The 21,801-nt window shown below is 70.9% G+C and carries 20 protein-coding genes and 1 tRNA gene; 16 read left to right on the top strand and 5 right to left on the bottom strand.

Annotated features, from left to right (window positions below; all coding sequences use genetic code 11):
- Positions 1 to 95: 95 nt before the first annotated feature.
- The 10 genes from OG303_RS25750 (at position 96) to OG303_RS25705 (ending at position 9,407) form a co-directional block, all read left to right on the top strand.
- The gene (locus OG303_RS25750; RefSeq protein ID WP_405871226.1) at positions 96 to 350 is read left to right on the top strand and encodes a DUF6284 family protein; all 255 of its coding nucleotides are present in this window, start codon (positions 96 to 98) and stop codon (positions 348 to 350) included.
- The gene (locus OG303_RS25745) at positions 347 to 643 is read left to right on the top strand and encodes a DUF6303 family protein (protein ID WP_405871224.1); all 297 of its coding nucleotides are present in this window, start codon (positions 347 to 349) and stop codon (positions 641 to 643) included. The genes OG303_RS25750 and OG303_RS25745 overlap by 4 nt, the downstream gene beginning before the upstream one ends.
- Positions 640 to 1,650 carry a DUF2637 domain-containing protein gene (locus tag OG303_RS25740; RefSeq protein ID WP_405871223.1) on the top strand — a complete coding sequence of 337 codons (1,011 nt, stop codon included), beginning with the start codon at positions 640 to 642 and terminating at the stop codon, positions 1,648 to 1,650. The genes OG303_RS25745 and OG303_RS25740 overlap by 4 nt, the downstream gene beginning before the upstream one ends.
- Positions 1,650 to 1,991: an RRQRL motif-containing zinc-binding protein gene (locus OG303_RS25735; protein WP_405871222.1), complete on the top strand. Its 342-nt coding sequence runs from the start codon at positions 1,650 to 1,652 to the stop codon at positions 1,989 to 1,991. The genes OG303_RS25740 and OG303_RS25735 overlap by 1 nt, the downstream gene beginning before the upstream one ends.
- A 17-nt stretch (positions 1,992 to 2,008) precedes the next feature.
- Positions 2,009 to 2,320: a hypothetical protein gene (locus OG303_RS25730; protein WP_405871220.1), complete on the top strand. Its 312-nt coding sequence runs from the start codon at positions 2,009 to 2,011 to the stop codon at positions 2,318 to 2,320.
- A 369-nt stretch (positions 2,321 to 2,689) separates the two neighbouring features.
- A complete protein-coding gene (locus OG303_RS25725; protein ID WP_405871219.1) occupies positions 2,690 to 4,534 on the top strand; it encodes a helix-turn-helix domain-containing protein in 1,845 nt (614 codons plus the stop codon).
- 426 nt (positions 4,535 to 4,960) lie between these two features.
- Positions 4,961 to 5,821 (top strand): bifunctional DNA primase/polymerase, encoded by an 861-nt coding sequence (locus OG303_RS25720; protein WP_405871218.1) that lies wholly within the window; start codon positions 4,961 to 4,963, stop codon positions 5,819 to 5,821.
- A gap of 2 nt (positions 5,822 to 5,823) precedes the next feature.
- Positions 5,824 to 7,299 carry an ATP-binding protein gene (locus OG303_RS25715; RefSeq protein ID WP_405871217.1) on the top strand — a complete coding sequence of 492 codons (1,476 nt, stop codon included), beginning with the start codon at positions 5,824 to 5,826 and terminating at the stop codon, positions 7,297 to 7,299.
- 483 nt (positions 7,300 to 7,782) lie between these two features.
- Entirely contained in the window at positions 7,783 to 7,968 is a 186-nt protein-coding gene (locus OG303_RS25710) for a helix-turn-helix transcriptional regulator (RefSeq protein ID WP_405871216.1), read from the top strand.
- A 62-nt stretch (positions 7,969 to 8,030) separates the two neighbouring features.
- On the top strand, positions 8,031 to 9,407 hold the full coding sequence (locus OG303_RS25705; protein ID WP_405871215.1) for a tyrosine-type recombinase/integrase: 1,377 nt from the start codon (positions 8,031 to 8,033) through the stop codon (positions 9,405 to 9,407).
- A gap of 136 nt (positions 9,408 to 9,543) precedes the next feature.
- Here OG303_RS25705 and OG303_RS25700 read toward each other — a convergent pair.
- Together OG303_RS25700 and OG303_RS25695 are read right to left on the bottom strand one after the other, a co-directional pair.
- Positions 9,544 to 9,630, bottom strand: a tRNA-Ser gene (locus OG303_RS25700).
- Between the two features lie 60 nt (positions 9,631 to 9,690).
- Positions 9,691 to 11,190, bottom strand: a complete 1,500-nt coding sequence (locus tag OG303_RS25695) for a S1C family serine protease (protein WP_405871214.1) — start codon at positions 11,188 to 11,190, stop codon at positions 9,691 to 9,693.
- A gap of 257 nt (positions 11,191 to 11,447) precedes the next feature.
- Here OG303_RS25695 and OG303_RS25690 point away from each other — a divergent pair, with 257 nt between their 5' ends.
- The 3 genes from OG303_RS25690 to OG303_RS25680 all read left to right on the top strand — a co-directional run bounded on the left by OG303_RS25690 (position 11,448) and on the right by OG303_RS25680 (position 14,129).
- Positions 11,448 to 12,275: a glycerophosphodiester phosphodiesterase gene (locus OG303_RS25690; RefSeq protein WP_405871213.1), complete on the top strand. Its 828-nt coding sequence runs from the start codon at positions 11,448 to 11,450 to the stop codon at positions 12,273 to 12,275.
- A gap of 149 nt (positions 12,276 to 12,424) precedes the next feature.
- Positions 12,425 to 13,072, top strand: coding sequence for an ATP-binding protein (locus tag OG303_RS25685; RefSeq protein WP_405871212.1), 648 nt, complete (start codon positions 12,425 to 12,427; stop codon positions 13,070 to 13,072).
- Between the two features lie 91 nt (positions 13,073 to 13,163).
- Positions 13,164 to 14,129, top strand: a complete 966-nt coding sequence (locus OG303_RS25680) for a DUF5926 family protein (protein WP_405871210.1) — start codon at positions 13,164 to 13,166, stop codon at positions 14,127 to 14,129.
- 244 nt (positions 14,130 to 14,373) lie between these two features.
- Here the strand turns inward: OG303_RS25680 and OG303_RS25675 are convergent, their stop codons facing one another.
- The gene (locus OG303_RS25675) at positions 14,374 to 15,018 is read right to left on the bottom strand and encodes a hypothetical protein (RefSeq protein WP_405871209.1); all 645 of its coding nucleotides are present in this window, start codon (positions 15,016 to 15,018) and stop codon (positions 14,374 to 14,376) included.
- Positions 15,019 to 15,073: 55 nt separating this feature from the next.
- Entirely contained in the window at positions 15,074 to 15,739 is a 666-nt protein-coding gene (locus tag OG303_RS25670; protein ID WP_405871207.1) for a bifunctional DNA primase/polymerase, read from the bottom strand.
- 609 nt (positions 15,740 to 16,348) lie between these two features.
- Between OG303_RS25670 and OG303_RS25665 the strand changes: the two genes are divergently transcribed.
- From OG303_RS25665 to OG303_RS25655, 3 genes are all read left to right on the top strand, one after another.
- Positions 16,349 to 17,743: a PP2C family protein-serine/threonine phosphatase gene (locus tag OG303_RS25665; protein ID WP_405871206.1), complete on the top strand. Its 1,395-nt coding sequence runs from the start codon at positions 16,349 to 16,351 to the stop codon at positions 17,741 to 17,743.
- 91 nt (positions 17,744 to 17,834) lie between these two features.
- The gene (locus OG303_RS25660; RefSeq protein ID WP_405871204.1) at positions 17,835 to 19,298 is read left to right on the top strand and encodes an aminopeptidase P family protein; all 1,464 of its coding nucleotides are present in this window, start codon (positions 17,835 to 17,837) and stop codon (positions 19,296 to 19,298) included.
- Positions 19,299 to 19,421: 123 nt separating this feature from the next.
- Entirely contained in the window at positions 19,422 to 20,789 is a 1,368-nt protein-coding gene (locus tag OG303_RS25655) for a PLP-dependent aminotransferase family protein (RefSeq protein WP_405871202.1), read from the top strand.
- A 176-nt stretch (positions 20,790 to 20,965) separates the two neighbouring features.
- Here the strand turns inward: OG303_RS25655 and OG303_RS25650 are convergent, their stop codons facing one another.
- Complete coding sequence (locus OG303_RS25650) at positions 20,966 to 21,799, bottom strand: triphosphoribosyl-dephospho-CoA synthase (protein WP_405871201.1); 834 nt, start codon at positions 21,797 to 21,799, stop codon at positions 20,966 to 20,968.
- Positions 21,800 to 21,801 lie beyond the last annotated feature (2 nt).

The raw sequence follows: 21,801 nt of genomic DNA, 5'->3' as shown, positions 1-21,801 counted from the left end.
AGCCGGATGTTCCGACTTCAACGGCGCGCGCCCCCGGAGCGGCTACTCCGGGGGCGCTGTTCGGGCCGTTCACCTGTGAAAGGACACACGACCCAATGGACCACATCGTCACTGTTCAGGACGCTGTTACCGCGTTCGCCGACTTCATGGAGCCGACGGGCGCTGAGCTGGACGCGATCGAGCTGGAGATGCCCGCGATCCTGGCGGACGTTGATCTGTTGGACGCGCAGATCATCACCATGGACCGGACCCCGACGGAGCTGGACATCCGGCGCATTCGCCGGGCGCGCCGCCGACTCCTTGTCGCGCTGGCGAACCAGGCCACGGACGCTCGGGGCGGCGTGGCGTGAGCGGAGAGAAGGCAGCGCGGGAGTTCACCGCGCAGATGTCCGTCCGTCACGGACTCTGGCGCCTGTATGTGGTGCTGCTGAACACCACCGAGCAGTGGCCCGAGCATCGGTTCGGGCGCGCGGTCCCGACGTTCACGGATCGTACGAACGCGCTCAACGCGCTCGGGTTCGAGCCGGTAGCGGGCGCTGAGTGGACGTGGACCGAGGACAGCGAAACCCCCGACAACCCCGCCTCCCCGATCGTGCTGATCACCGCAATCCAGGTCCGTTCACTGCCGGAGGTGAGCGCATGAACACCGTTCAGATCCGTTCAGCCGAGCGGGCGCTGTCGGCCGGCACGTGGCTGATCGTGGCGGGCGCGATGCTCTATTCGATCCTCACCGTCACGCCGCTCGCCTCCGCGCACACCCCCGACAAGTGGGTCTGGACCGCCCCCATCCTGCCGCTCGTCGTGGATGCCGCCGTGGTCATCGTGGTCCGGCTGGACGCGGTGCTCGCCCGGCTCGGGGGCAACGGCGGACGGTGGCCCATCGCGCTGCGGTGGATGACCGGCTGCATGACGCTCGCCCTCAACGTGGCCGACTCCGCGTTGAAGAACGACCTGGTGGGCGTGGCTGTGCACGCGGTCGCACCTTTGCTGCTGATTGTCACGGCAGAGACCGGACTCGCCTATCGGCGAGCGATCACCGCCGCCGTGGTGGCGCTGGAGGCCAAGCAGCAAGCCGAGCGGGACGCCCGCGAACGCGCCGCCATCGAGCGGCGCGAGGAGGCCGCGCGGCGAGCGCGTGAGGAACGCGAGCACGCCGCGACATTGGCGCGTGAACAGCGCGAGCACGAAGCCCAATTGGCCCGTGAGGCCGCTGAGCGCGAGGAGCGTTGGTGGCGTGAGGAGCGCGAGCGGCAGGCCGCTCGGGAGGCTGCCGAGCAGGCCGAGCGTGAACGCCAGGAGCGCGAGCGTGAACAGCTCCGGGCGGAGCGTGAACGCCGTGAACGAGAGGCCGCCGAACGCGCCGAACACGAGCAGCGGGCGCGTGCCGAGCGGGCGCGCCGTGAACAGGCGGAGCGGGAGGAGCGGGCCGCGCGTGAACGCGCCGCGCTGCTGTCCGCCGGACCGGCCACGGACAAGCTTGCCGAGGACGACGCGCGCGCCATCGTGGCCGCCGCCCATGCCGAGGGCCTATCGGTGCGCACCGCAGCCGAGCTGTGCGGCTGGTCGGTGGGCTGGGTCTCCACCCGGTACGCCGAACTGCGCGGACCCGTCAACGGCGTTCCAGTTGACCTCGCCGGCACGGGCCACTGATGACCACCGCACTGGCCGGTGGCTCACTGCCCGTGTACCGGTGGCGCCTCGCCCCTGACGGACTGGCCACCCGGCGACAGCTCCGCGCGTTGGGGCTGCGTCCGGGTGGCCAGGACGTGGCCGCCGAACTCCAGCGCCCCCGCCGACGGCAGGGCCCTCTGATCGCCTACCTCTACCGCATCGACGCAGCGAAGCCCGTCCGGCCGATGACGCCGGGCCGGTGGGCCGCGCTCGCCCGGGCCAACCGTGCCCGGCGGATCTGCCCCGCGTGTCGGCGCGATGCCGGATACGTCATCCCCACCTTGCTCGGTGCGTGCGTGCCCTGCGCCGACCCCAACTGACCCGAGGGAGAGCCCTGATGGCCCACCGTGACCCGCCGGGGATCATCGCCCCGCACATCCCCGCCGACGCCTACCGCCGCGCCGAAGCCACCGGACAACCGGTCGTCTTCGTCATCCAGGACACCACCGCCGCGTCCTTCCCCTGGCAGCGCCTGCTTCTGCCGTTCGCCATCGCGGGCGCCGCCGCGCTCGGCACCTGGGGTGTGGTCGCCGCCCTGTGCTGGCTCATGGACGTCGCCTCCCACACCGCGACCGTCATCGCCGGCGCCGCCGGGCCCGTCAGTGCCGGCGGCATCACCCTCAAACTCGCCCGCTCCAAGGGCGACTGACCACCAACACGCCCCGAGCATCCGCCTACGGCCTTCCGCCCCCCGAAACGGGCGGGGGCCGTAGGTGGCCCGTAGAGCCTCGGAACCCCCTCGCGTGCGGGTGAAGACCCCCCGGGTCGTGAGCGGCCGTTCACGACCCCGCGAGGGGGTTGCACGGCCCGATTTTCCGCCGTTCTACGCGCGCGGGCGCGTAGAACCCCCGCCCCTCCCCACCGCTCAACTCTGCAACACCGCAGGTCAGATGCGGTTGCAGGGGTTCAACCGGTGCTGTCGACGCAACCGACAGCACCGCCCCCTGCAACTCGATCGGGCCGGTGCCTCCACGCAACGGCGCACCGGCCCTCATCCACGGTCTTGGAGGACCCTTTCGTGGACTGGAAGCAAGCATGGTCGACCACCACCAACACCACCACTGCGGCTCTCGATTCACTCGCCCCAGTGTGCGCTCCGTTCGCGACCCGCTGGGACCTTGAGGCAGACCGGCGCGACAAGCTGCGCACGCCGGAGCACCTCAAGGCGCTCATGGCCGCGCAGAAGGACCACAACGCCGCGCGCTCCACGCACGCCACCGCCAAGTCGCAGCAACTCACCGCCCGCGCCGCGTCAAACAATCCGTTCGCGGCCGGTCGCCGCGCCGCCCGCGTCGCGGCCAAGGCAGCCTTGAAGCACGAGCGCGACACCCGCGCCAAGCTCAAGGCCGCGCGGGTGAACTACCCGAGCACCCTCAAGGCCCGCGCGATTCAGGCGCACTCGGTGCACGCCGTGCCCGCTGCGGTCGCGTCCGCGCTCATGTCCACCTCGCACCTGACCGTGTGGCCGGCCGCCACCTCCGCTGTCCTCATCGGCGCGAACATGGCCGCCCTCGCGCTCGGGCGGCGCAAGCTGCGCGTTGTGGTGGATGGGTCGTTGTCGCTGGAAGAGCGTCAGCTCATGGAGCGGCTCGACCCGTCGTACTGGGTCGAGCACGCCCCCGATCGTGGCCTGTCGGGCACGGTCACCACGCCCCCAGCCATCGAGCCGGGCGGCATCCGCTGTGAGATCCGCCTTGACGGGACGTGGACGGTCAAGACGCTCGCGGACAAGGCCGACTCCATCCGTGCCCTGCTGGGTGCCCGCACCGCGCTGCGCATACGGATCACCTCCGCCTCACGCGGCGGGTGGGCCGTCTTGAGCTTGGCCACCCGCTCCGCAGCCGCGGGCGTCTCCTCGCTGTGGACCCCGGACCGCATCCCGTCCGACCCGCTCGCCATGAGCCTCGGTCTGGACACCGAGACCGGGGATGAGGTCCTGATCCCGTTCGACGAGCGGCTGTTGGTGTCCGGCGCGTCCGGCACCGGCAAGTCCTGGTCGTTCCGGCCGCTCATGGCGACCGCCCACCTGCGCGGTGACCTGCTGCTCATCGACGGCAAGGGCGAAGAAGCCAACATCTGGGAGCCCATCTGCCGCGTCGCCGTGGAACGCGACGACATCACCGACGCGGTGGACGATGCCCACGCGGAGATGACCCGCCGCAAGGTCGACATGAAGCAGCGCGGCATCAGCGTGTGGGACGGCCGTCAGCTCACCGTCGTCGTCGACGAGGGACAGGTGATCCTGGCCCTGATCACCAAGGACAAGGACCGGCTCCAGCGGCTGATCGAACTGTCCTCCCTTGGCCGCTCGCGCGGTGTCGTCCTGTGGTGGGCGACGCAGTACCCGCTGACCGACGGGTCTGCTCCGGGCGTGCACAAGCTGATCGCACCGAACCTCCTTACCCGCTTCTCGCTGCGGGTGGCCGGTACGACGCAGGCTCAGGTCGCGCTGGATGACTGCGCGCACTACGCGCCGCACCAGATCCCGGACGGCCGCGAGTACCGGGGGCACGGCTACCTCAAGGGCTACGGGCCGCGCATGCTGCGCACCTGGACCCTGGACGACGCGGGCGTGCGCGCGCTGCCCAAGTCGATCTGGTCTCCTGCGCAGTCCACGAGCGGCCAGGCGCCGCGCACACCGCTGCACCTGGTCAAGAACACATCCGCACCGTCCGGGGCGGCAACCAACCGGGACAAGGTGCTGGCCGCCGTGCAGTCCGGGGCGCGGACCGCCAAGGAAGTGGCCGACGCGACCGGCCTCAACAAGGGCACCGTCTCCCGCGAGATCAAGACCCTCACCGCCAACGGAGTCCTGCGCAGGACCGCAGACGGCAGGCTCCTGCGCGGCCAGCAAGCGGCCTGAGTACCACGGCCTGGCCAGCAGCTAGCGGGGACTCAATTCCTCATCCAGGACGCGAGGCCAGTCCTCGTCTCCGAGCCCTGCCGCCATGAGTAGATCGCGCCAGTCCGTCCGTGCGAGGCGGACCGCCGAGCGAAACCGCCCGACATCCCCATCAGCGATCACCACAGCCGCAGCCAAAAGCCGCTCCGTGCTCTGGAGCGAGCCTTTGAGTTCGACTGCCAGCACCGACAAGGCTCCGACCACTCCGCGTGCAGCGTCGGCATCCGGAAAGTCGCGCCGGATCCTCTCGTGCAGTCGAGCACTGATCGGCTCCTCAGCCACTCCATCGCCTTCCTCAAAGAACAACAGGCAGGGCGGCCCGCTTCTCGCCAAAGTCCCGGGCCGCCCCTGCCTCCAGTCCTCAACAGACCTGCGGAGGTCTCCAGCATGACCCAACCGACCCCCCTTCGGGCAGAGCACCTGCCAACCGCTCTCGACCTGGCCGCCTCCGGCCTGCCCCCGCTGCCCTTACGAGCCGGAAAGGTGCCGTTCGGCAACTGCCGCCGCTGCGCCAACAACGCCTGCGGAGGCCGACCCAACATGAAAACCCCGGGACCGTGCGCCTGCCCCGGACCCTGCCACGCGTGGGCCGCCGCGACCACCGATCCACACGTCATCAACTCCGGCCCCTGGCGCCGCGCATGGCTGCAAGCCGAGGCCATCGCCTATCACCCGGGCGGGGCGGGGCTGACCGTCGTGGACCTGGACAACGCCGACGCAATCGCGTGGGCCCGCGAGAACCTGCCGACCACGCAGACCGTGCCCACCACCCGGGGCGAGCACTGGCTCTACCTCGGGTCGATGCAGTCCGCGAACGCGGTACGGCCCGGCGTGGACATCAAGTCGACCATGGCCTACGCCCGCTGGCTCGGGTTCGGCACCGGCACCATGACCGCGCTGCCGGATGCCGTGCGCGCCCTGGTCGTGAGCAGGCCCGCCCCGGCCCGGCCCGCCTTTCAGTCCCTCACGGTGTCAGTGCCGGGCAGGGGTGGGGAGTGCCGTCACCGCACGCCCGCGTTCCTGGAGCGCGGAATTGCGATGGCGGAGCAGCGCATCACCGAGGCCCGTGAGGCGGTGCACGCCACCGTCTACCGGACGTTCCTTGCGGTGCTGTCCACGCACGGCCGGTGTGGCTGCCTTACCGACGCGCACGTCGCGCGACTGTTCACCGCCGCCCAGACCAAGGGCGAGACCGCCCGGCACTGCACCGAAGCATGGGCCAATGCCCGCACCACATTGGGAGTGTGACCGTGGCTGACGACGACAAGACCCCCGCCCGCGAGGTCATCACCGACTACGCCCAAGCGCACTTCCGGTACTTCCGCACCCCCGATGGCACCGTGTACGCCCAGAGGAAAGGCCACCCCGTGGCCCGCCCGATCCGCTCCCAGGGCACCACGGGCAGCCACCGACAAGAACTCATGGTCGGCCTGTTCCGCGACGGACGCGGCGTCTTCAACGGCAGCGCCATCAAAGAGGCGCTGGACCTGATCGAAGCGCTCGCGCTGAGCGAGGACGTACAGCCGGTTCACATCCGCGTCGCCCCGGGCTTCGACGGGGCGACGTGGCTGGACCTGGGCCGCGACGACGGACAGTCCGTCCGCATCCACCCCACCGGGTGGGAGGTCACCGTTCCCGATCCGCGTGAGGTGTCCTGGCGGCGCACCCAGCTCACCGGGGAACTGCCCCTGCCGGCCAAGGACACCGACGGCAAGGGCATCGACCTCCTGCTCAGGCTCTGCAACTTCGCCACCGCCGAGACCGAATGCCTGGCCATCACGTGGCTGATCGGCTGCCTCGGTCCGTCCGTGCCCGTCCCTGCCCCGTTCCTGACCGGGCCGCAGGGGGCGGGGAAGTCCACGGGCGGGCGGATGCTGATCCGGATCGTGGAGGGCATGACCGGGGACTTGCGGCGGGCCCCGAAGGATGAGGAGAACCTGATCGCGGCCGTAGCGGCCGGGTGGGTCACCGCCCTGGACAACCTCTCCCACATGACCCCGGACCTGTCCGACGCCATGTGCTGCATCGTGACCGGAGCCGAGAGCGTCAAGCGCGCGCTGTTCACCGACGGGGACGTGTTCCGCGTCGGCTACCGCCGCCCCCTGCTCCTGACCGGTATCGACGTGGGCGTCATCCGGCCCGACCTCGCGGAACGGCTCTTGCCGCTGCGGCTGGAGCGCCCCAAGATCCGGCGCACCGAGGCGGAGTTGTGGGTGGACTACGAGGAGGTTCTGCCGGTCGTGCTCGGTTCGCTCCTGGACCTCACGGTCAAGGTCCGCGCGGTGAAGGCGGAGACGCCGACTGATCTGCGGATGGCGGACTTTGCACACCTGTGCTCCCAGTTCGACGCGGCAACGGGCCTCGGGGCCCTGCCCGCCTACCGGGCGAGCCTGGACGACCTGAACGACGACGTGATTGAGGGCGATCTCCTCGCACAGACCGTTCTCAGGCACGCCGACACCATCGAGTCGGGCGCGGCGCAGCGGATGACCTCCACCGAGTGGCTGCACCTCCTCAGCGGCCTCTACAGCAGCGACGAGCCGCGTTCCCTGCCCAAGGGCTGGCCGACCACGGGCAAAGTCCTCTCCGACCGGCTCAAGCGACTTCAGCCGACCCTTGCCGCACGGGGCGTCCTCATCGACTCGGGGCGCACCAGCACCGGCCGCTACCTCGAAATGACCCGCCTGGCCGCCCCGCCCCCACACCAGCAGAAGCGGGTGTTCTAGCCCGCGCCGTGCGCGCCAGGACAAGCAAGAAGAGCACCACCGGCCAGGCGTGCTCCTCTTGCTGTTCGGCGCACCGCGCCGCCCGAAGGACGCGCCGCGCAGCGGCTCCTTCTTCACGCTTTGAGGCGCCACCGCACCACAACAGACACCCCCTTCTTTTGTCCTAAGAGGGAAGACGCTGCGTCATCTGCGTCACGCGGGACGCCAAACGACCCCTGACCTGCGGCAACAGCCATGACGAAGACGGCGACCTCTGCGTCATCCTGCGTCATCTGCGTCACCCGATGACGCAGCCCATGCCGCACGGATGACGCAGCACCTAACCACTACGTCGAGCAACAGCGCAGGTCAGAAGCACGAATGTCGCTGATGACGCAATGACGCAGAAATCCGAACCTCGGACACACGCGGGCTCCCGACAAGCCCAGCGTTCGGAGACCCCATCACTCTCCCAAAAGATCGAAGCCTCGAAGGAGTCGCACCGTGGCCCGCCCCAAGATGCTCAAGCTCCCCGAAGTCCTCGAAGAGATCGAGATGAGCCGCGCCGCCTTCTACCGCATGCGCGCCCGAGGCAAGGCACCGAAGCTCATCAAACTCCCGAACGGGCAGATCCGTTGCCGTCGTGGCGACTTGGACGCCTGGTGGGCCGAGCACGAGATCGCAGCCTGACCGTTGACCAGCCCGAAGGGACCCCACCATGCGGTGGGGTCCCTTCTCCATGAGGGAGCACGATGCACAGCTATGACGTGCGCGTTTGGAACATCCGCAAGCGCCCCAGTAAGGCCGCTCCGTTCCAACTGCGCTGGCAGGTTGACGGAACGGAACATCAGGAGAAGTTCGCAACCAAGACCCTCGCGGACGCACGCCGGGCAGAGCTGCTGACCGCGACCCGCAAGGGCGAGCCGTTCGACACGGAAACCGGGCTCCCCGTCTCGGAGGTGCGTGAGCGGAACCGCACGAGCTGGTATGCCCACGCTCGCGCGCACGCCGCACGGAAGTGGCCGACAGCTGCGGCGAAGCACCGGGCGAGCATCGCGGAGAGCTTGACCATCGCCACGATGGCTCTGTGCCCGGTAGGCAAGGGACGCCCGGAAGAGGACCTCTTGCGCCGCGCCCTCTACCAGTGGGCTTTCAACGCCGGGCGCCACGATCAAGAGGTGCCGGAAGCAGAAGCTAAGGCACTGGGGTGGGTGGAACGGAACGCGCCGGCCGTGGTCGACCTGGACAGCGCCAAGCGCATGCGCACGGTGCTGGAACACCTGGCCAAGCGCCAGGATGGGAAGTCCGCCGCCGCGAACACGTTCCGGCGGCGCCGCGCGGTACTGAGCAACTGCCTGCGCCTGGCCGTCGAGCACGAGTTGCTGCCCGGAAATCCCTTGCTTCGCGTGCACTGGGAGACGCCCAAGGCGGTGGAAGAACTCGACGTTCGGAGCGTCGCCACGCCCGCCCAGGCACGAGCGCTTCTGGACGCAGTTCGTGCGCAGGGTCCTCGCGGTACTCATCTGGTCGCGTTCTTCGCCTGCATCTACTACGCCGCGATGCGCCCGGAAGAGGTGTCCATGCTGAGCGCCGAGCAGTGCAACCTCCCCAAGGAAGGGTGGGGGCGGCTCCTGCTCGCCGGTGCCCGGCCGCAGGTGGGCTCCGGATGGACCGACGACGGTAAGCCGTACGAGGAACGGCAGTTGAAGCACCGAGCCCGGCGCGCTGTGCGGCCCGTGCCGATCCCGCCCGTCCTGGTCGCCATACTGCGCGCCCACCTCCAAGCGATCGGGACCACGTCCGACGGCCGACTGTTCAGCGCCGTACGCGGCGGGCCCGTCCGGTCGCAGGAGTACGGCGTTGTGTGGAAGGAAGCCCGTCGCCGGGCGCTCACCACCGCGCAGGTGGCCTCTCCGCTGGCCGCTATCCCGTACGACCTGCGGCACGCGTGCGTGTCGTTCTGGCTCCGCTCCGGGGTGAGCCTCGCCGAGACTGCCCGCCGCGCCGGACAGAGCGTTGCCGTCCTTCAGCGCTACTACGCCAAGGTGCTTGACGGCGAGGAGGCGAAGATGAACGCGCTGATTGAGCAAGGGTTGGCGGAGCACGAGGGCGGGGCGGAAGGGCCCTGATTCCTGGCCGCAGGTTGGCCGCACGCGCTGGTCAGAGGTGGGATACCGCCGGATCAGGGTGAGACAGGGTGAACGCAGAAGGGGTGCCGCTCCGGAGAGTGGCACCCCTTCTGACCTGCAAGCCTCTGACCTGCTGCGGTGGGTGTGGGATTTGAACCCACGGTGACATCGCTGCCACGACGGTTTTCAAGACCGTTCCCTTAGGCCGCTCGGGCAACCCACCCCGTGCCGCCGACTGATCGGCGGCGCGGGGACAAGAGTAACGGCTCGGTACGCGCGTGTGTCAGCTGTCGCCCTGGCGGGAGCCCAGGGTGAGGTCCACCGTGTGGGTCTTGCCGTCTCGTACGTAGGTGATCGTGACCTTGTCGCCGGGCTTGTGGGTCCAGATCTCGCCGATCAGGGTGGGGCCGGAGTCGATCACGTGGTCGTCGAGCTTGGTGATCACGTCGCCGGGCTTGAGGCCGGCCTTGGCCGCGGGGCCGCCGGACTCGACCGCGGCGGAGCCGCTGGCGCCCTGCTCGGTGATCTTCGCGCCGCCCGTGGAGTCCTCCAGGGAGACGGACGCGCCGATCTTCGCGTAGACCGGCTTGCCGGTCTTGATCAGCTGCTGGGCGACGTACTTGGCCTGGTTGATCGGGATGGCGAAGCCGAGACCGATGGAACCGGACTGGCTGGTGCCGCCGAGGCCGCCGCTGCTGGTGGACTGGATCGCGGAGTTGATGCCGATGACGTTGCCCGACGCGTCGAGCAGCGGGCCGCCGGAGTTGCCCGGGTTTATCGAGGCGTCCGTCTGCAGGGCGCTCATGTACGACGCGTTGCTGCCGGTGCCGTCACTGGAGGCCACCGGGCGGTTCTTCGCGCTGATGATGCCCGTCGTGACCGTGTTGGACAGGCCGAAGGGGGCGCCGATGGCGATCGTCGAGTCGCCCACGGCGATCTTGTCGGAGTCGCCCAGGGTGAGGGGCTTGAGGTTCGACGGGGCGTTCTTGAGCTTGATGACCGCCACGTCGTAGCCCTGCGCGTGGCCGACCACCTCGGCGTCGTACTTCTTGCCGCTCGGGAAGGTCGCAGTGAGCTTGCCGCCGTCGACCGCGTCCGCGACGACGTGGTTGTTGGTGACGATGTGGCCCTGCGTGTCGAAGACGAAGCCGGTGCCGGTGCCGCCCTCACCGCTGGTGGACTCGGCCTCGATGGTGACCGTGCTGGGCAGGGCCTTGGCGGCCACGCCCGCGACCGTGCCGTCGTCCCGCTTGACGGAGCCGCCGCTGTCGGAGGCGGAGACCGTCGTGGAGCCGGTGTTGTTGTCGTTGTCCTTGGCCAGCGTGTAGCCGAGGCCGCCGCCCAGGCCGCCTGCGACCAGCGCGGCAACCAGGATGGCGGCGACGAGGCCGCCGCGGCCGCCGCCGGACTTCGGCGCGGGCTGCTGATAGGTGGAGCCCCAGCCCGAGCCGGCGCCGCCTGCGCCCGAGTCGGCGTAGGAGGGGGTGGCGGGGGGCGGGGGCGGCCAGGAGGCGTCCGGGGCCGAGCCCTGGGATCCTCCGGGACCCTGGGGACCCTGCCCCTGGTGGCCCTGCGAACCCGTCGACGCGTAGGCGGGGGCATGGCCGGCGTGCACCAGGTCCTGCTCCTGCGCGCCGGGGGCGCTCGAAGGCACCGGCGGGAGCGGGGTGGTCGGGGCGCTCCCGGCGGGGGCGTCAGGTGCCGAGGGAGTGGGAGCGTCCACCGGCACGGGGGGTGCGGACGGGGCCGGGGGTACCGCGGTGCCCTCGTTCTCGGTGCTCACAGCTTCTCTCCTCGGTCCACGGCTGTTGTTCTCGGTCGCACTCGGTCACGCTCGTCCACGTTGGTCGACGGTCCGGCGCGATGCAGCTGTGCATGTTCTTTTGTATGCCGTCAGCTTTTCCCATGAGCCGTCAGGGCACCATAAGCCGTGCCTGTGGGTCCGGGGCCTTTCCTTATATAGGTCATGACACTCAAAAGGGGCGCAATACGTGCTCCTCCGAACGCACGAGTACCCGCCTGCGGTGGCACCATGACGCGGTGACCCACGCACGGCAGCACCGGATTCAAGTCGTCGCCCACCGAGGAGCCTCCGAGGAGGCCCCCGAGCACACCCTGGCCGCGTACAAGAAGGCGATCGAGGACAGTGCGGACGCCCTCGAGTGCGATGTACGCCTGACAGCGGACGGCCACCTCGTCTGTGTCCACGACCGTCGCGTCAACCGTACGTCCAACGGCCGGGGAGCGGTCTCGGCGCTGGAGCTCGCCGACCTCGCGGCTCTGGACTTCGGCTCGCGCAAGACGCGGGAGTTCTGGCGCACGCGCGACGAGGAGCCCGACTGGGAGTTCCGGCCCGAGGACCGGGAGGACACCTCCGTACTGACCCTGGAGCGGCTGCTGGAGCTGGTCGCGGACGCGGGGCGGCGGGTGGAGCTGGCGATCGAGACCAAGCACCCGACCCGGTGGGCGGGGCAGGTGGAGGAGCGGCTGCTGTTGCTGCTGAAGCGGTTCGGGCTGGACGCACCGGCCTCCGCCGCCGAATCCCCCGTGCGCGTGATGAGCTTCTCGGCGCGGTCGCTGCATCGCGTGCGTGCCGCCTCGCCGACGCTGCCGACGGTCTATCTGCTGCAGTTCGTCTCGCCCCGGCTGCGCGACGGACGGCTGCCGGCGGGTGTCCGGATCGCGGGCCCCTCGATCCGGATCGTGCGCAATCACCCCGGTTACATCGAGCGGCTGAAGCGGGCCGGCCACCAGGTGCACGTGTGGACCGTGAACGAGCCCGAGGACGTGGATCTCTGCGTCGACCTGGGCATTGACGCCATCATCACCAACCGTCCTCGCGCGGTACTGAGCCAGCTCGGCCGCTGACTGGCCTGTCACTGGTAAAGACCTGTGAAGAAACCCTTGACCCACAGGCCCCTCTGGCGCCATTCTCCGGACTCGGCCAACCGGCGAAATCCGGCCACGCCGCTACAGGGAGTGCTCCGGCGCGTTCGCTCCGTGTTCGATCGTTGCGAATGCGTCACCGGACCTGGATTGGCCGGTTTCCGGTACAGGCCAATGGGGCATCCACACCGTGGCGTGGGGCAAAGGAGGTCTCGGGGGTGGCGTTGGTGGTGGCACAGGAGGTGCCCGCGTCGTCGAGCATGGCCGTACCCCATGGCCCTGCGGGCGTGGGGGAGGCGAGACACCGTATGCGCGAACAGTTGCGCACGGGCGGTGTGTCGGATGCGGTCATCGACGATGCCGTACTGATTCTTTCCGAACTCTTGAGCAATGCGTGCAAGCACGGCCGGCCGCTGGGCGACGCCCTGGCCGGGGACGGCGACGTCCGGGCGGCGTGGCGCGTGGACCTGAGCGGTCGGCTCACGGTGGAGGTGACGGACGGCGGCGGGCCCACCCGCCCGGCTCCGGCGACGCCCTCGGTCACCGCGCACGGCGGCCGCGGGCTGAACATCATCACCGCGCTGGCGGACGACTGGGGCGTACGGGACGACGCCCGCGGCGAGGTCACGGTGTGGGTCGTCGTTCACGACGACGTCCACGATCCGGACGCGGGACTGCGCCGCAACGACTTCCCTACGCGCGTCACCACCCCGTCGGTGTCGAGGATCCCGGCGATGCCGGGCCTGGACTTCGCGGACGCGTTCGACGACCGGGACTGAATCTCCGGCCGTCCACAGGTTCCCGTGGCTCACTCCGCAAACGGCTAGGCTCCCGCCGTACCAGACGAGCCGTAACCGGGAGACACCCACGATGGCCAAGAAGCGACCCCAGACGAAGGCCAAGCGCCCGCAGATCACGAACGAGGAGATCCCGGCCGTCGGCGCACGCGAGCCCTGCCCCTGCGGCAGCGGCCGCCGCTACAAGGCCTGTCACGGACGGGCCGCCGCGCACGCCGTGACCGAGCTGGTGCACCGTCCCTTCGAGGGACTTCCCAGCGAGTGCGACTGGGTGGCGCTGCGCGAGCTGGTGCCGGCGGCCACGGTCGAGCTGCCCCTGAAGGGCGGCCTGCCCGAGGGCGTCCCCTCGGTGACGCTGGCGACGGTGCTGCCGATGGCCTGGCCGGCCCTGCGCCGCGACGACGGCTCGGTGCTGCTGGGTCTGCAGAACGACACGGCGTCCGGCGACATCAGCCGCGACCTCGCCGACACCCTCCAGCGCGCGCTGACCGCCGAGCCTGGCACACCGGTCGAGGGCCGCCGCGCTCCGGCCGACGGTCCGCGACTGCAGGATCTGCTCGACCCCGAAGGCGTGTTCGAGCCAGTTGTGCACAGCGGCTTCGAGTTCTGGGTGCCGGACTCGGAGAACGCCACGCCGGAGGTGACCGCCTCCCTGGAGCGGGCCAACGCCGCGGCCATCCCGACCGCGAAGCTCACGGGCGTGGACTCCGCGTACTGGTGCGAGACGCCGGACAAGAACCACCTGCGCTGGGTCATGCCGCACCCGGAGGAGCAGCTTCTGGACGCCCTCGCGCGACTGCACGCGGAGGGCCGCTCGAACCTCGGTGAAGGCACCCGTCTCGTGGGTTCCTTCCGCGCTCACGGGCTCACCGTGCCGGTCTGGGACCTGCCGAGCGGGGTCGGCGCGGAGGACATCGAGAAGCCGGCGGCCGAGTTCGCCGAGCGCTTCGCGGCCGCCCTCGCCTCGGACGCGCCGCTGACCGCCGACGAGCGCCGCGCGCGCGGTGGTCTCACCAACCGGCAGGTCACGCTCAGTTGACAGACCGTGACGAGATCGGGTTCGGCTGACCGACCGGTCAGCCGAATCGGATCTTGCGGATTCGGTGACTCCGCTCACAAGTCCCGTTCCCCACAAGCAAATACGTGACTGGAAAGCCCGGATCGAATTTGCGAACCGCGGATCTCTTGTTACCGTTCGAGTAGCCCGGTTGCTGGTGCATCCCCCGTCGCCAGCAACCGGGTCTTTTCATGCGCGCGTTCCCTTTACGGAACGCTTGCGCTCGTCAACTGCCCGTAGACGTCCGGGAGTTGCTCCCGGAACGCAGCAGCAGCGGCCCGCGCCCGGTCTGCGCCGCGAACTCCGCGACCGCCGTGTAGGCGTCCAGCCCGCCCCTGGTGTGCTGCCGGGGTGTCTCGCACATTCCCGGCTCGTCCTCAGCGCCCACGGCGCAGCTCATCTGCACAGTGCGGCCGCCGGGTCCCATGAGGCTCAGTGCGGAGTCCAGGGCGTCGCCGGTCACGTTGCGGTAGTAGGTGCGCGCCCAGGTGTCGTCGCCCTGCGTGAGCACACAGGTCTGCGCCTCGATGCCGTCGGGAGAGGTGAGTTCGGGCCCGCAGCGGACGGCGGTGGCCAGGCCGAGGCCGAGCATCAGGGGAGAGGCGGTGGGAGCCGGGGAGGGTGCCTTGGCGTCCTCCCCTCGCGGGGAGGACCGGACGGCTTCACGCGGGGAGGACCGGACGGCCTCGCGCGCGGGGGCACGTACGACGGTGCGGCCCCCGTCGCCCGCCGGCCCCGCGGAGGCCACGGCCAGCGGCAGCGCGACCGCGCACACCACGACGCCCACCAGGGCGAGCAGACGAACTCTTCGGGGGTCCGGCCCGCCGCGGAGCGGCTGTGGGGCTCTATGTCCCCCAGGATGACGCAGCATGTGCGGAACATAACGACCACGCGTGCGCGTGCCGTCCCGCGCGCGCCCGACACCCCTACAACTCGGGCGCGCTCACACCCGTACGAGTGAGGGCCTCGACCGCGGCGTCCACCACGGCCTCGACGTCGGGGACCCACGGGGAGGCGGAGCCGGGCAGTGGTGCGCGCTCCCAGCGGATCTCGCCCTCGCCGGTCTCGGACGGGGGCAGGGCCACGTAGCCGCCCTCGCCGTGGAAGCGGAGGGAGCCGGGGACGAAGTCCTTGGCGTAGAGCAGTTCGCCCAGCTGCTCCATGGTGTACGGCTTCACGAGGATCGCCCAGCGGCTCGGCGAGGCGACGACCGGGCCCAGGCGCATGCCCATCCGGTCGAGTGCGCTGAGGGCGTGCGAGGCGGCGAGCGCCGGCAGGCTCACCGCGCAGGGGGCGTTGCCACCGGTGGCCAGGATGATCGGCGCGGTGGGCCGGTTGGTCCACCACCAGCGCACCATGCGGGCGTCGGCGGTGGCCGCGAGGAGGCCGGGGTCGAAGGGATGCGCACCGGGCACCGTGCAGTCCGCGTCGGGGCACGCGCAGCGGGAACGCCCCTGCGGGTCCGCCGCCACACCCGGGAGTACGGGCCACTGCCATTCCGTCGCGAAGGTCAGGGCCGCGCTGATCAACTCAGGCCTTCCGTCGCTGCGCTTGGACAGGAGCCTGCGTCGCCTTCCGAGGATCTCGCGCATGAGCGCTCGTTCCTTTCCGTTGCACCGCTGGCAACACCGTGGGCCACATCACACCATGTGTCGATCACTTCACTGTGCGTACCTGTTGGCGCATCACACCCCTGCCTCAGGCAAGGGGAACCCCTATGGGTCGAACGTTGACTGCATCCGCGGCAGCCCCGTCCATGCTGCATCCATCAAAAGCATGGGCGTGGCGTGGGGGTGGCGAAGTCTGGCGTTTTGCCGTCCCGCGTATTTCTCTTCGCCTCCGCCACGGGAGGATGGGGCTCGGTCGTCGGTGGCTAAGACGCCCGGGTCGGTCACCAGGTTCCGGGTGGCGGTCAACCACCCCTGGCCTTCTCCGAGTACGTACCCATCACGACCGCTGTGACGCTCTGTGGAGCAAGGCCAGTCGACCGCAATACCCCGTTACCCGAGTCAGTTTTAAGCCAAATTTGCTTTTAGGCAAGGGGACACTGGTTGCCCACGGACACCAGGAATCCCGGCAGGACAATGCTGGACATCCCCTTACGAGTGCGTGTACATGTGGAGACACTGCTAGCGGCGCAGAATGACATGGGGGTTTGCGATGCTTTTGAGCAATACGCACCGGTCTGAAAGCCGGACGCCATGAACGCCCCTCACCCTCCGAAAGTGGCTGGAATCGATTCAACGGTTCCCTCGCCCGCACACACTGTCGCGCCCGCGACCGCCGCCTCGGGCACCTCTCCGGTCCCTGTGCCGAACCCACCAGGGGCGCTGCTCACGGACCGTCTGGCCGGCTGGGTCTCGGACCTCACAACACTCCACGAACTCACCGAACGCCTGGCCCGCACGGACGCACTCGCCGACGCCATGCAGGAAGTGCTGCGCGCCGGAGCCGCCCTCGTGGGCGCCCGGCGCGGTCTCGTCGTCCTGGAACCGGGCGACGGGCTCGGACCGGACACGACGATCGGCCTCGGCCTCGCCCGCGCCGACCTCGGGCACATCGAGACCGTGCCGCGCAGTTCGATGTCGTACGGCCGCATTCTCGACGGACTGCCGGGTGCGGACGGCGAGATCGCGCAGCCGGACCTCTTCGCCGAGGACGGCCTCGACCCCCGGCACCGTGAGGTGGCCGCCCGCCTCGGCTACGCCGCGTGCTACGCCCTCCCGCTGACCGGCGAGACCGCGGGCCGTCTCGGCGCCGCGGTGTGGCTCTACGACGAGCCCGCCGAGCCGGTCGAGCGCCAGCGCCACCTCGTCGGGCTCTACGCCCGGTACGCCGGCGAGCACCTGGCCCGGCTGGTGGAGGTGGAGCGCACGCGCGCGTCCATGGCGACGATGGCCGAGGAGCTGCTGCCGTCCCGGCTCCCCCGCGTGGCCGGCGTCCAGCTCGCCGCCCGCCACCGCACCGGCCCGCGCGGAGGCGGCGACTGGTTCGACGCGCTGCCGCTGCCGGACGCCGCGTTGGGTCTCGCGGTGGGCTCGGTGACCGGCTCCGGGCCGAGCGCCGTCGCCGCGATGGGGCGCCTGCGGGCGTCCCTGCGCGCGTACGCCGTGATGGAGGGCGAGGACCCGGTCGCCGTCCTGTCCGACCTCGAGCTGCTGCTGCGGCTGACCGAGCCCGCCCGTTCCGCCACCGCCCTGTTCGCCTACTGCGAGCCCTCCCTGCGCAAGATCACGCTGGCCGGTGCCGGGCACAGCCCGCCGCTGCTGATCGGCGAGCGGCGCACGGAGTTCGTGGAGACGTCGGTGTCCGCGCCGCTCGGCATGCTCGCCTGCTGGGAGGCGCCGAGCGTGGAGTTCCAGGCGGAACCCGGCGAGACGGTGCTGCTCTACACCGACGGGCTGCTGCACCGCACCGGCGACCCCACCGACCGCGCCTTCGCCCGGCTGCACGCGGCGGCGGCCGGCGTGCCCAGGGTGCTGCGGCACGACCCCGACGCGATCGTCGACCACGTGCTGCGGACGGTGCTGCCGGACGGGCTGGACGCGGCGGACAGCGCGGAGGACGTGGTGTTGCTGGCGGCGCGCTTCGAGTAGTTGTTCTCACAGGTCCTCACAGGTCTTCCGGCCCTGGGCCCCCTTCCGTACGACCGTACGATGGAGGGGGTCCAGTGCCGTATCTAGGAGGATGACCGTGGCAGACGAGCTCACCCCGGCGACCCCGGAAGAGAGCGAAGAGCCGATCAAGCAGCGGAAGAACGGCCTGTACCCGGGCGTGTCCGACGAGCTGGCCGAGAGCATGAAGTCCGGCTGGGCCGACACGGAGCTGCGCGATCTGCAGCCGATCGCCCAGGCCGCCGAGACCGCCGCGCGGCGCTCCGCGTTGTCGGCGCGTTTCCCCGGTGAGCGTCTGGTGATCCCGGCGGGCAACCTCAAGACCCGCTCGAACGACACGGAGTACGCGTTCCGCGCGTCGGTCGAGTACGCGTACCTCACCGGCAACCAGACCGAGGACGGCGTGCTCGTCCTGGAGCCGACGGCCGAAGGCCACGAGGCGACGATCTACCTGCTGCCGCGCTCCGACCGGGAGAACGGCGAGTTCTGGCTCTCCGGGCAGGGCGAGCTGTGGGTCGGGCGCCGGCACTCGCTCACCGAGGCGGAGAAGCTGTACGGCATCCCGGCCTCCGACGTGCGCGAGCTGGCCGACGCGCTGCGTGAGGCCACCGGTCCGGTGCGGGTCGTGCGTGGGTACGACGCCGGGATCGAGGCCGCGCTGACCGACAAGGTCACCGCCGAGCGGGACACGGAGCTGCGGGTCTTCCTGTCCGAGGCGCGGCTGGTCAAGGACGAGTTCGAGGTCGGCGAGCTGCAGAAGGCCGTCGACTCGACGGTCCGCGGCTTCGAGGACGTCGTGAAGGTCCTCGACAAGGCCGAGGCGACCAGCGAGCGGTACATCGAGGGCACGTTCTTCCTCCGCGCGCGCGTGGAGGGCAACGACGTCGGCTACGGCACGATCGCCGCCGCCGGTCCGCACGCCTGCACGCTGCACTGGGTGCGCAACGACGGGCCGGTGCGGTCGGGTGACCTGCTGCTGCTCGACGCGGGCGTGGAGACGCACACGTACTACACCGCCGACGTGACGCGCACGCTGCCGGTCAACGGCCGCTTCAGCGAGATCCAGAAGCAGATCTACGACGCCGTGTACGAGGCCCAGGAGGCCGGGATCGCGGCCGTGCAGCCGGGCGGCAAGTACCGCGACTTCCATGACGCCGCGCAGCGCGTGCTCGCCGAGAAGCTCGTCGAGTGGGGCCTTGTCGAGGGGCCCGTGGAGCGGGTGCTGGAGCTCGGGCTGCAGCGGCGGTGGACCCTGCACGGGACCGGGCACATGCTCGGGATGGACGTGCACGACTGCGCTGCCGCGCGCGTGGAGTCGTACGTCGACGGCACGCTCGAGCCGGGCATGGTGCTGACGGTCGAGCCGGGGCTGTACTTCCAGGCCGACGACCTGACGGTGCCGGAGGAGTACCGGGGTATCGGTGTCCGGATCGAGGACGACATCCTGGTGACGGAGGACGGCAACCGGAACCTGTCGGCAGGGCTGCCGCGGCGCTCCGACGAGGTCGAGGCCTGGATGGCTTCGCTCACGAACTGATACGAGACGGATGGCCGGGTACCAGTGAGGTGCCCGGCCATTCACGTGCCGTGATGCGCAGGCCGTGATGCGCAGGCCGTGATGCGCGTGCCTTGATTTCACGTACCTAGGGGGAGGGTCTTCGTGGCGGACTTCTGGTCCGGTGTCGGTGTCGATCTGCATCTGGAGCCCGACGCCGTCGACGGGCGGCGGATCGGGCTCGAGCGGGCGCTCCGGGATGCCGTACGGGACGGGCGGCTGGCGCCCGGGACGCGGTTGCCGGCCACCCGGCGGCTCGCGACCGAGCTCGGGATCTCGCGGGGCACCGCCAAGGCCGCGTACGACCAGCTGGTCGCCGAGGGGTATCTGACGGCCCGGCAGGGGTCGGGGACCCAGGTCGCCTCGTTGCCCTCCGTCGACGCCGACGCACCGGAGGCCGCCGCACGCGCGCGTACCCCTCGGTTCGATCTGCGGCCCGGCAGTCCGGACGTCGGGGCGTTCCCGGCGGCGGCCTGGCTGCGTGCCCTGCGCCGGGCCATAGCGACGGCGCCCCTGCTGGCGTACGACTACGGCGATCCCCGCGGGCGCATCGAACTGCGCACGGCGCTGTCGGGTTATCTGGGGCGCGCGCGAGGTGTCATCGCGCCGCCCGAGCGGATCGTGATCACCTCCGGGTACGTGCAGGGGCTCGCGCTCCTCACGCGCGTGCTGGACGGCGCCGAGATCGCCATGGAGGACCCGGGGCTGCCGTTCCACCGGGAGGTGGTGCGGCGCAACGGAGGACGCGTGGTGCCCGTGCCGGTCGACGAGCGGGGCGTGCGCGCGCAGGAACTCGGGGACTTCAGGGCCGTCGTGGTCACCCCGGCCCATCAGTACCCGACCGGCGTGACGCTGCACCCGGAGCGGCGGCGGGCGCTCACGGACTGGGCACGCGCGCGTGGCGGGCTGATCGTCGAGGACGACTACGACGGGGAGTTCCGCTACGACCGGCAGCCCGTGGGCGCGCTCCAGGGGATGGCGCCGGGGCAGGTCGTCTATCTGGGGACGGCGTCGAAGACGCTCGGGCCCGCGCTGCGGCTCGGCTGGATGGTGCTGCCCCCGCATCTGATCGACGCGGTCGCCGACGCCAAGCTGCACAGCGACCACCACACCGAGTCCATCGGCCAGTTGGCGCTCGCCGAGCTCATAGACAGCCACGCGTACGACCGTCACGTGCGCGCATGCCGGCTCAGATATCGCAGACGCAGGGACCAGCTCCTCGACCGGCTCGGCGGCGGACGCACCGTGCGCGGGGTCGCGGCCGGGCTGCACGCGCTCGTGGAGGTCGCCGACGAGGCGGCGGTACTGGAGCGGGCCGAGGAGGAGGGGCTCGCGCTGGGGCGGCTGGGCGATCACTGGCAGGTACCGGGCGAGGGACGGCCGCAGGGGCTGGTCGTGGGGTACGGGACGCCTCGGGAGCGGGTGTATCCGGAGGCGTTGGAGGTGCTGGGGAAGGTGCTGGACGGGGTCTGAGGCGGCTGGTCCTCAACAGCTGCCCGCGCCGGCCCGACGGAACAGCGGGGTGGGCGCGGGCACTTGCCCTTCCTTGCCCCACCGTTCCTGGCGGGAGCGACCGGCACCGGCGACCAGAGGGCCGCCGGGCCGCAGCACCGCCAGGCCCCGGGCCGCCAGGCAGGAGACTCGGAACGTCAGGCAGCCGCCGCTCGTGCGCCGACCGGCAGCGAGTCCAGGAACAGTGCGCCCGCCAGCAGTCCCGCACTCCCCCGTGGGCTCCACGCGCGCGTGTGCAGGTCGGCGTCCAGGGCGGAGAGGGCGTCGCGGCCCGCCTCCGTCGCCGTACCGCCCGCCTCCAGGACACCGCGGGCGCCCGCCTGCACCTGCCGCAGGCCCAAGGGGCCCGCCGCGTACAGCAGTTCCGTGTCCTGGAGCGTGGACATCACGGTGAGCAGGGCGTCCAGCCGTGCCTGTCCCTCCGTGGCGCCGGCCGAGCGGGACCTGGTGAGTGCCTCCAACGCCCGCCGCACGTGCGGGAATCCGGCGCGGGCCTCACCACGGGCGCCCGCCGCGCCGTACTTCGCGGAGATCGACGAGCCGCGTGAGGGGCGGCGCGGGGCCCCCTTGTCGTTGTAAGCGGCGATCTTCTTGGCTGCGGCGGCCACGTCCCGGGCGCCCGCGCGCGGGTCGATCGCGGCCGCCGCGACGAGGAAGCCGAGCGCCCACAGGGCGCCTCGGTGACCGCCGCCGGCGAGGCCCACCGAGTGTTCGGTGGACCGGCCGATCGCGCCCAGTTCCGCACGCAGCACAGGGGTGGGCTCGCCCGTGCGGCGAGCGGCGGCGGCCATCGCCGCGAGGCCGGGCGCGAGCGCCTTGGCCGACCAGCGCAGGGAACCGTGGTCCCGGCACATGACGCGGGCGCCGAGGTCGCGCGGGTCGGGCAGGCCCGGCTTGGGAGCCAGGGCCAGCTGCCCGGTCAGCGCGGTCACGGCGGCCTGCGCGAGCGTCTCGTCCTCGCGGCTGCTCATCG

It is taken from the genome of Streptomyces sp. NBC_00005 (genome assembly GCF_045160215.1).
Taxonomy (GTDB): domain Bacteria; phylum Actinomycetota; class Actinomycetes; order Streptomycetales; family Streptomycetaceae; genus Streptomyces.
This window is presented reverse-complemented; position numbering and strand designations above follow the sequence as displayed.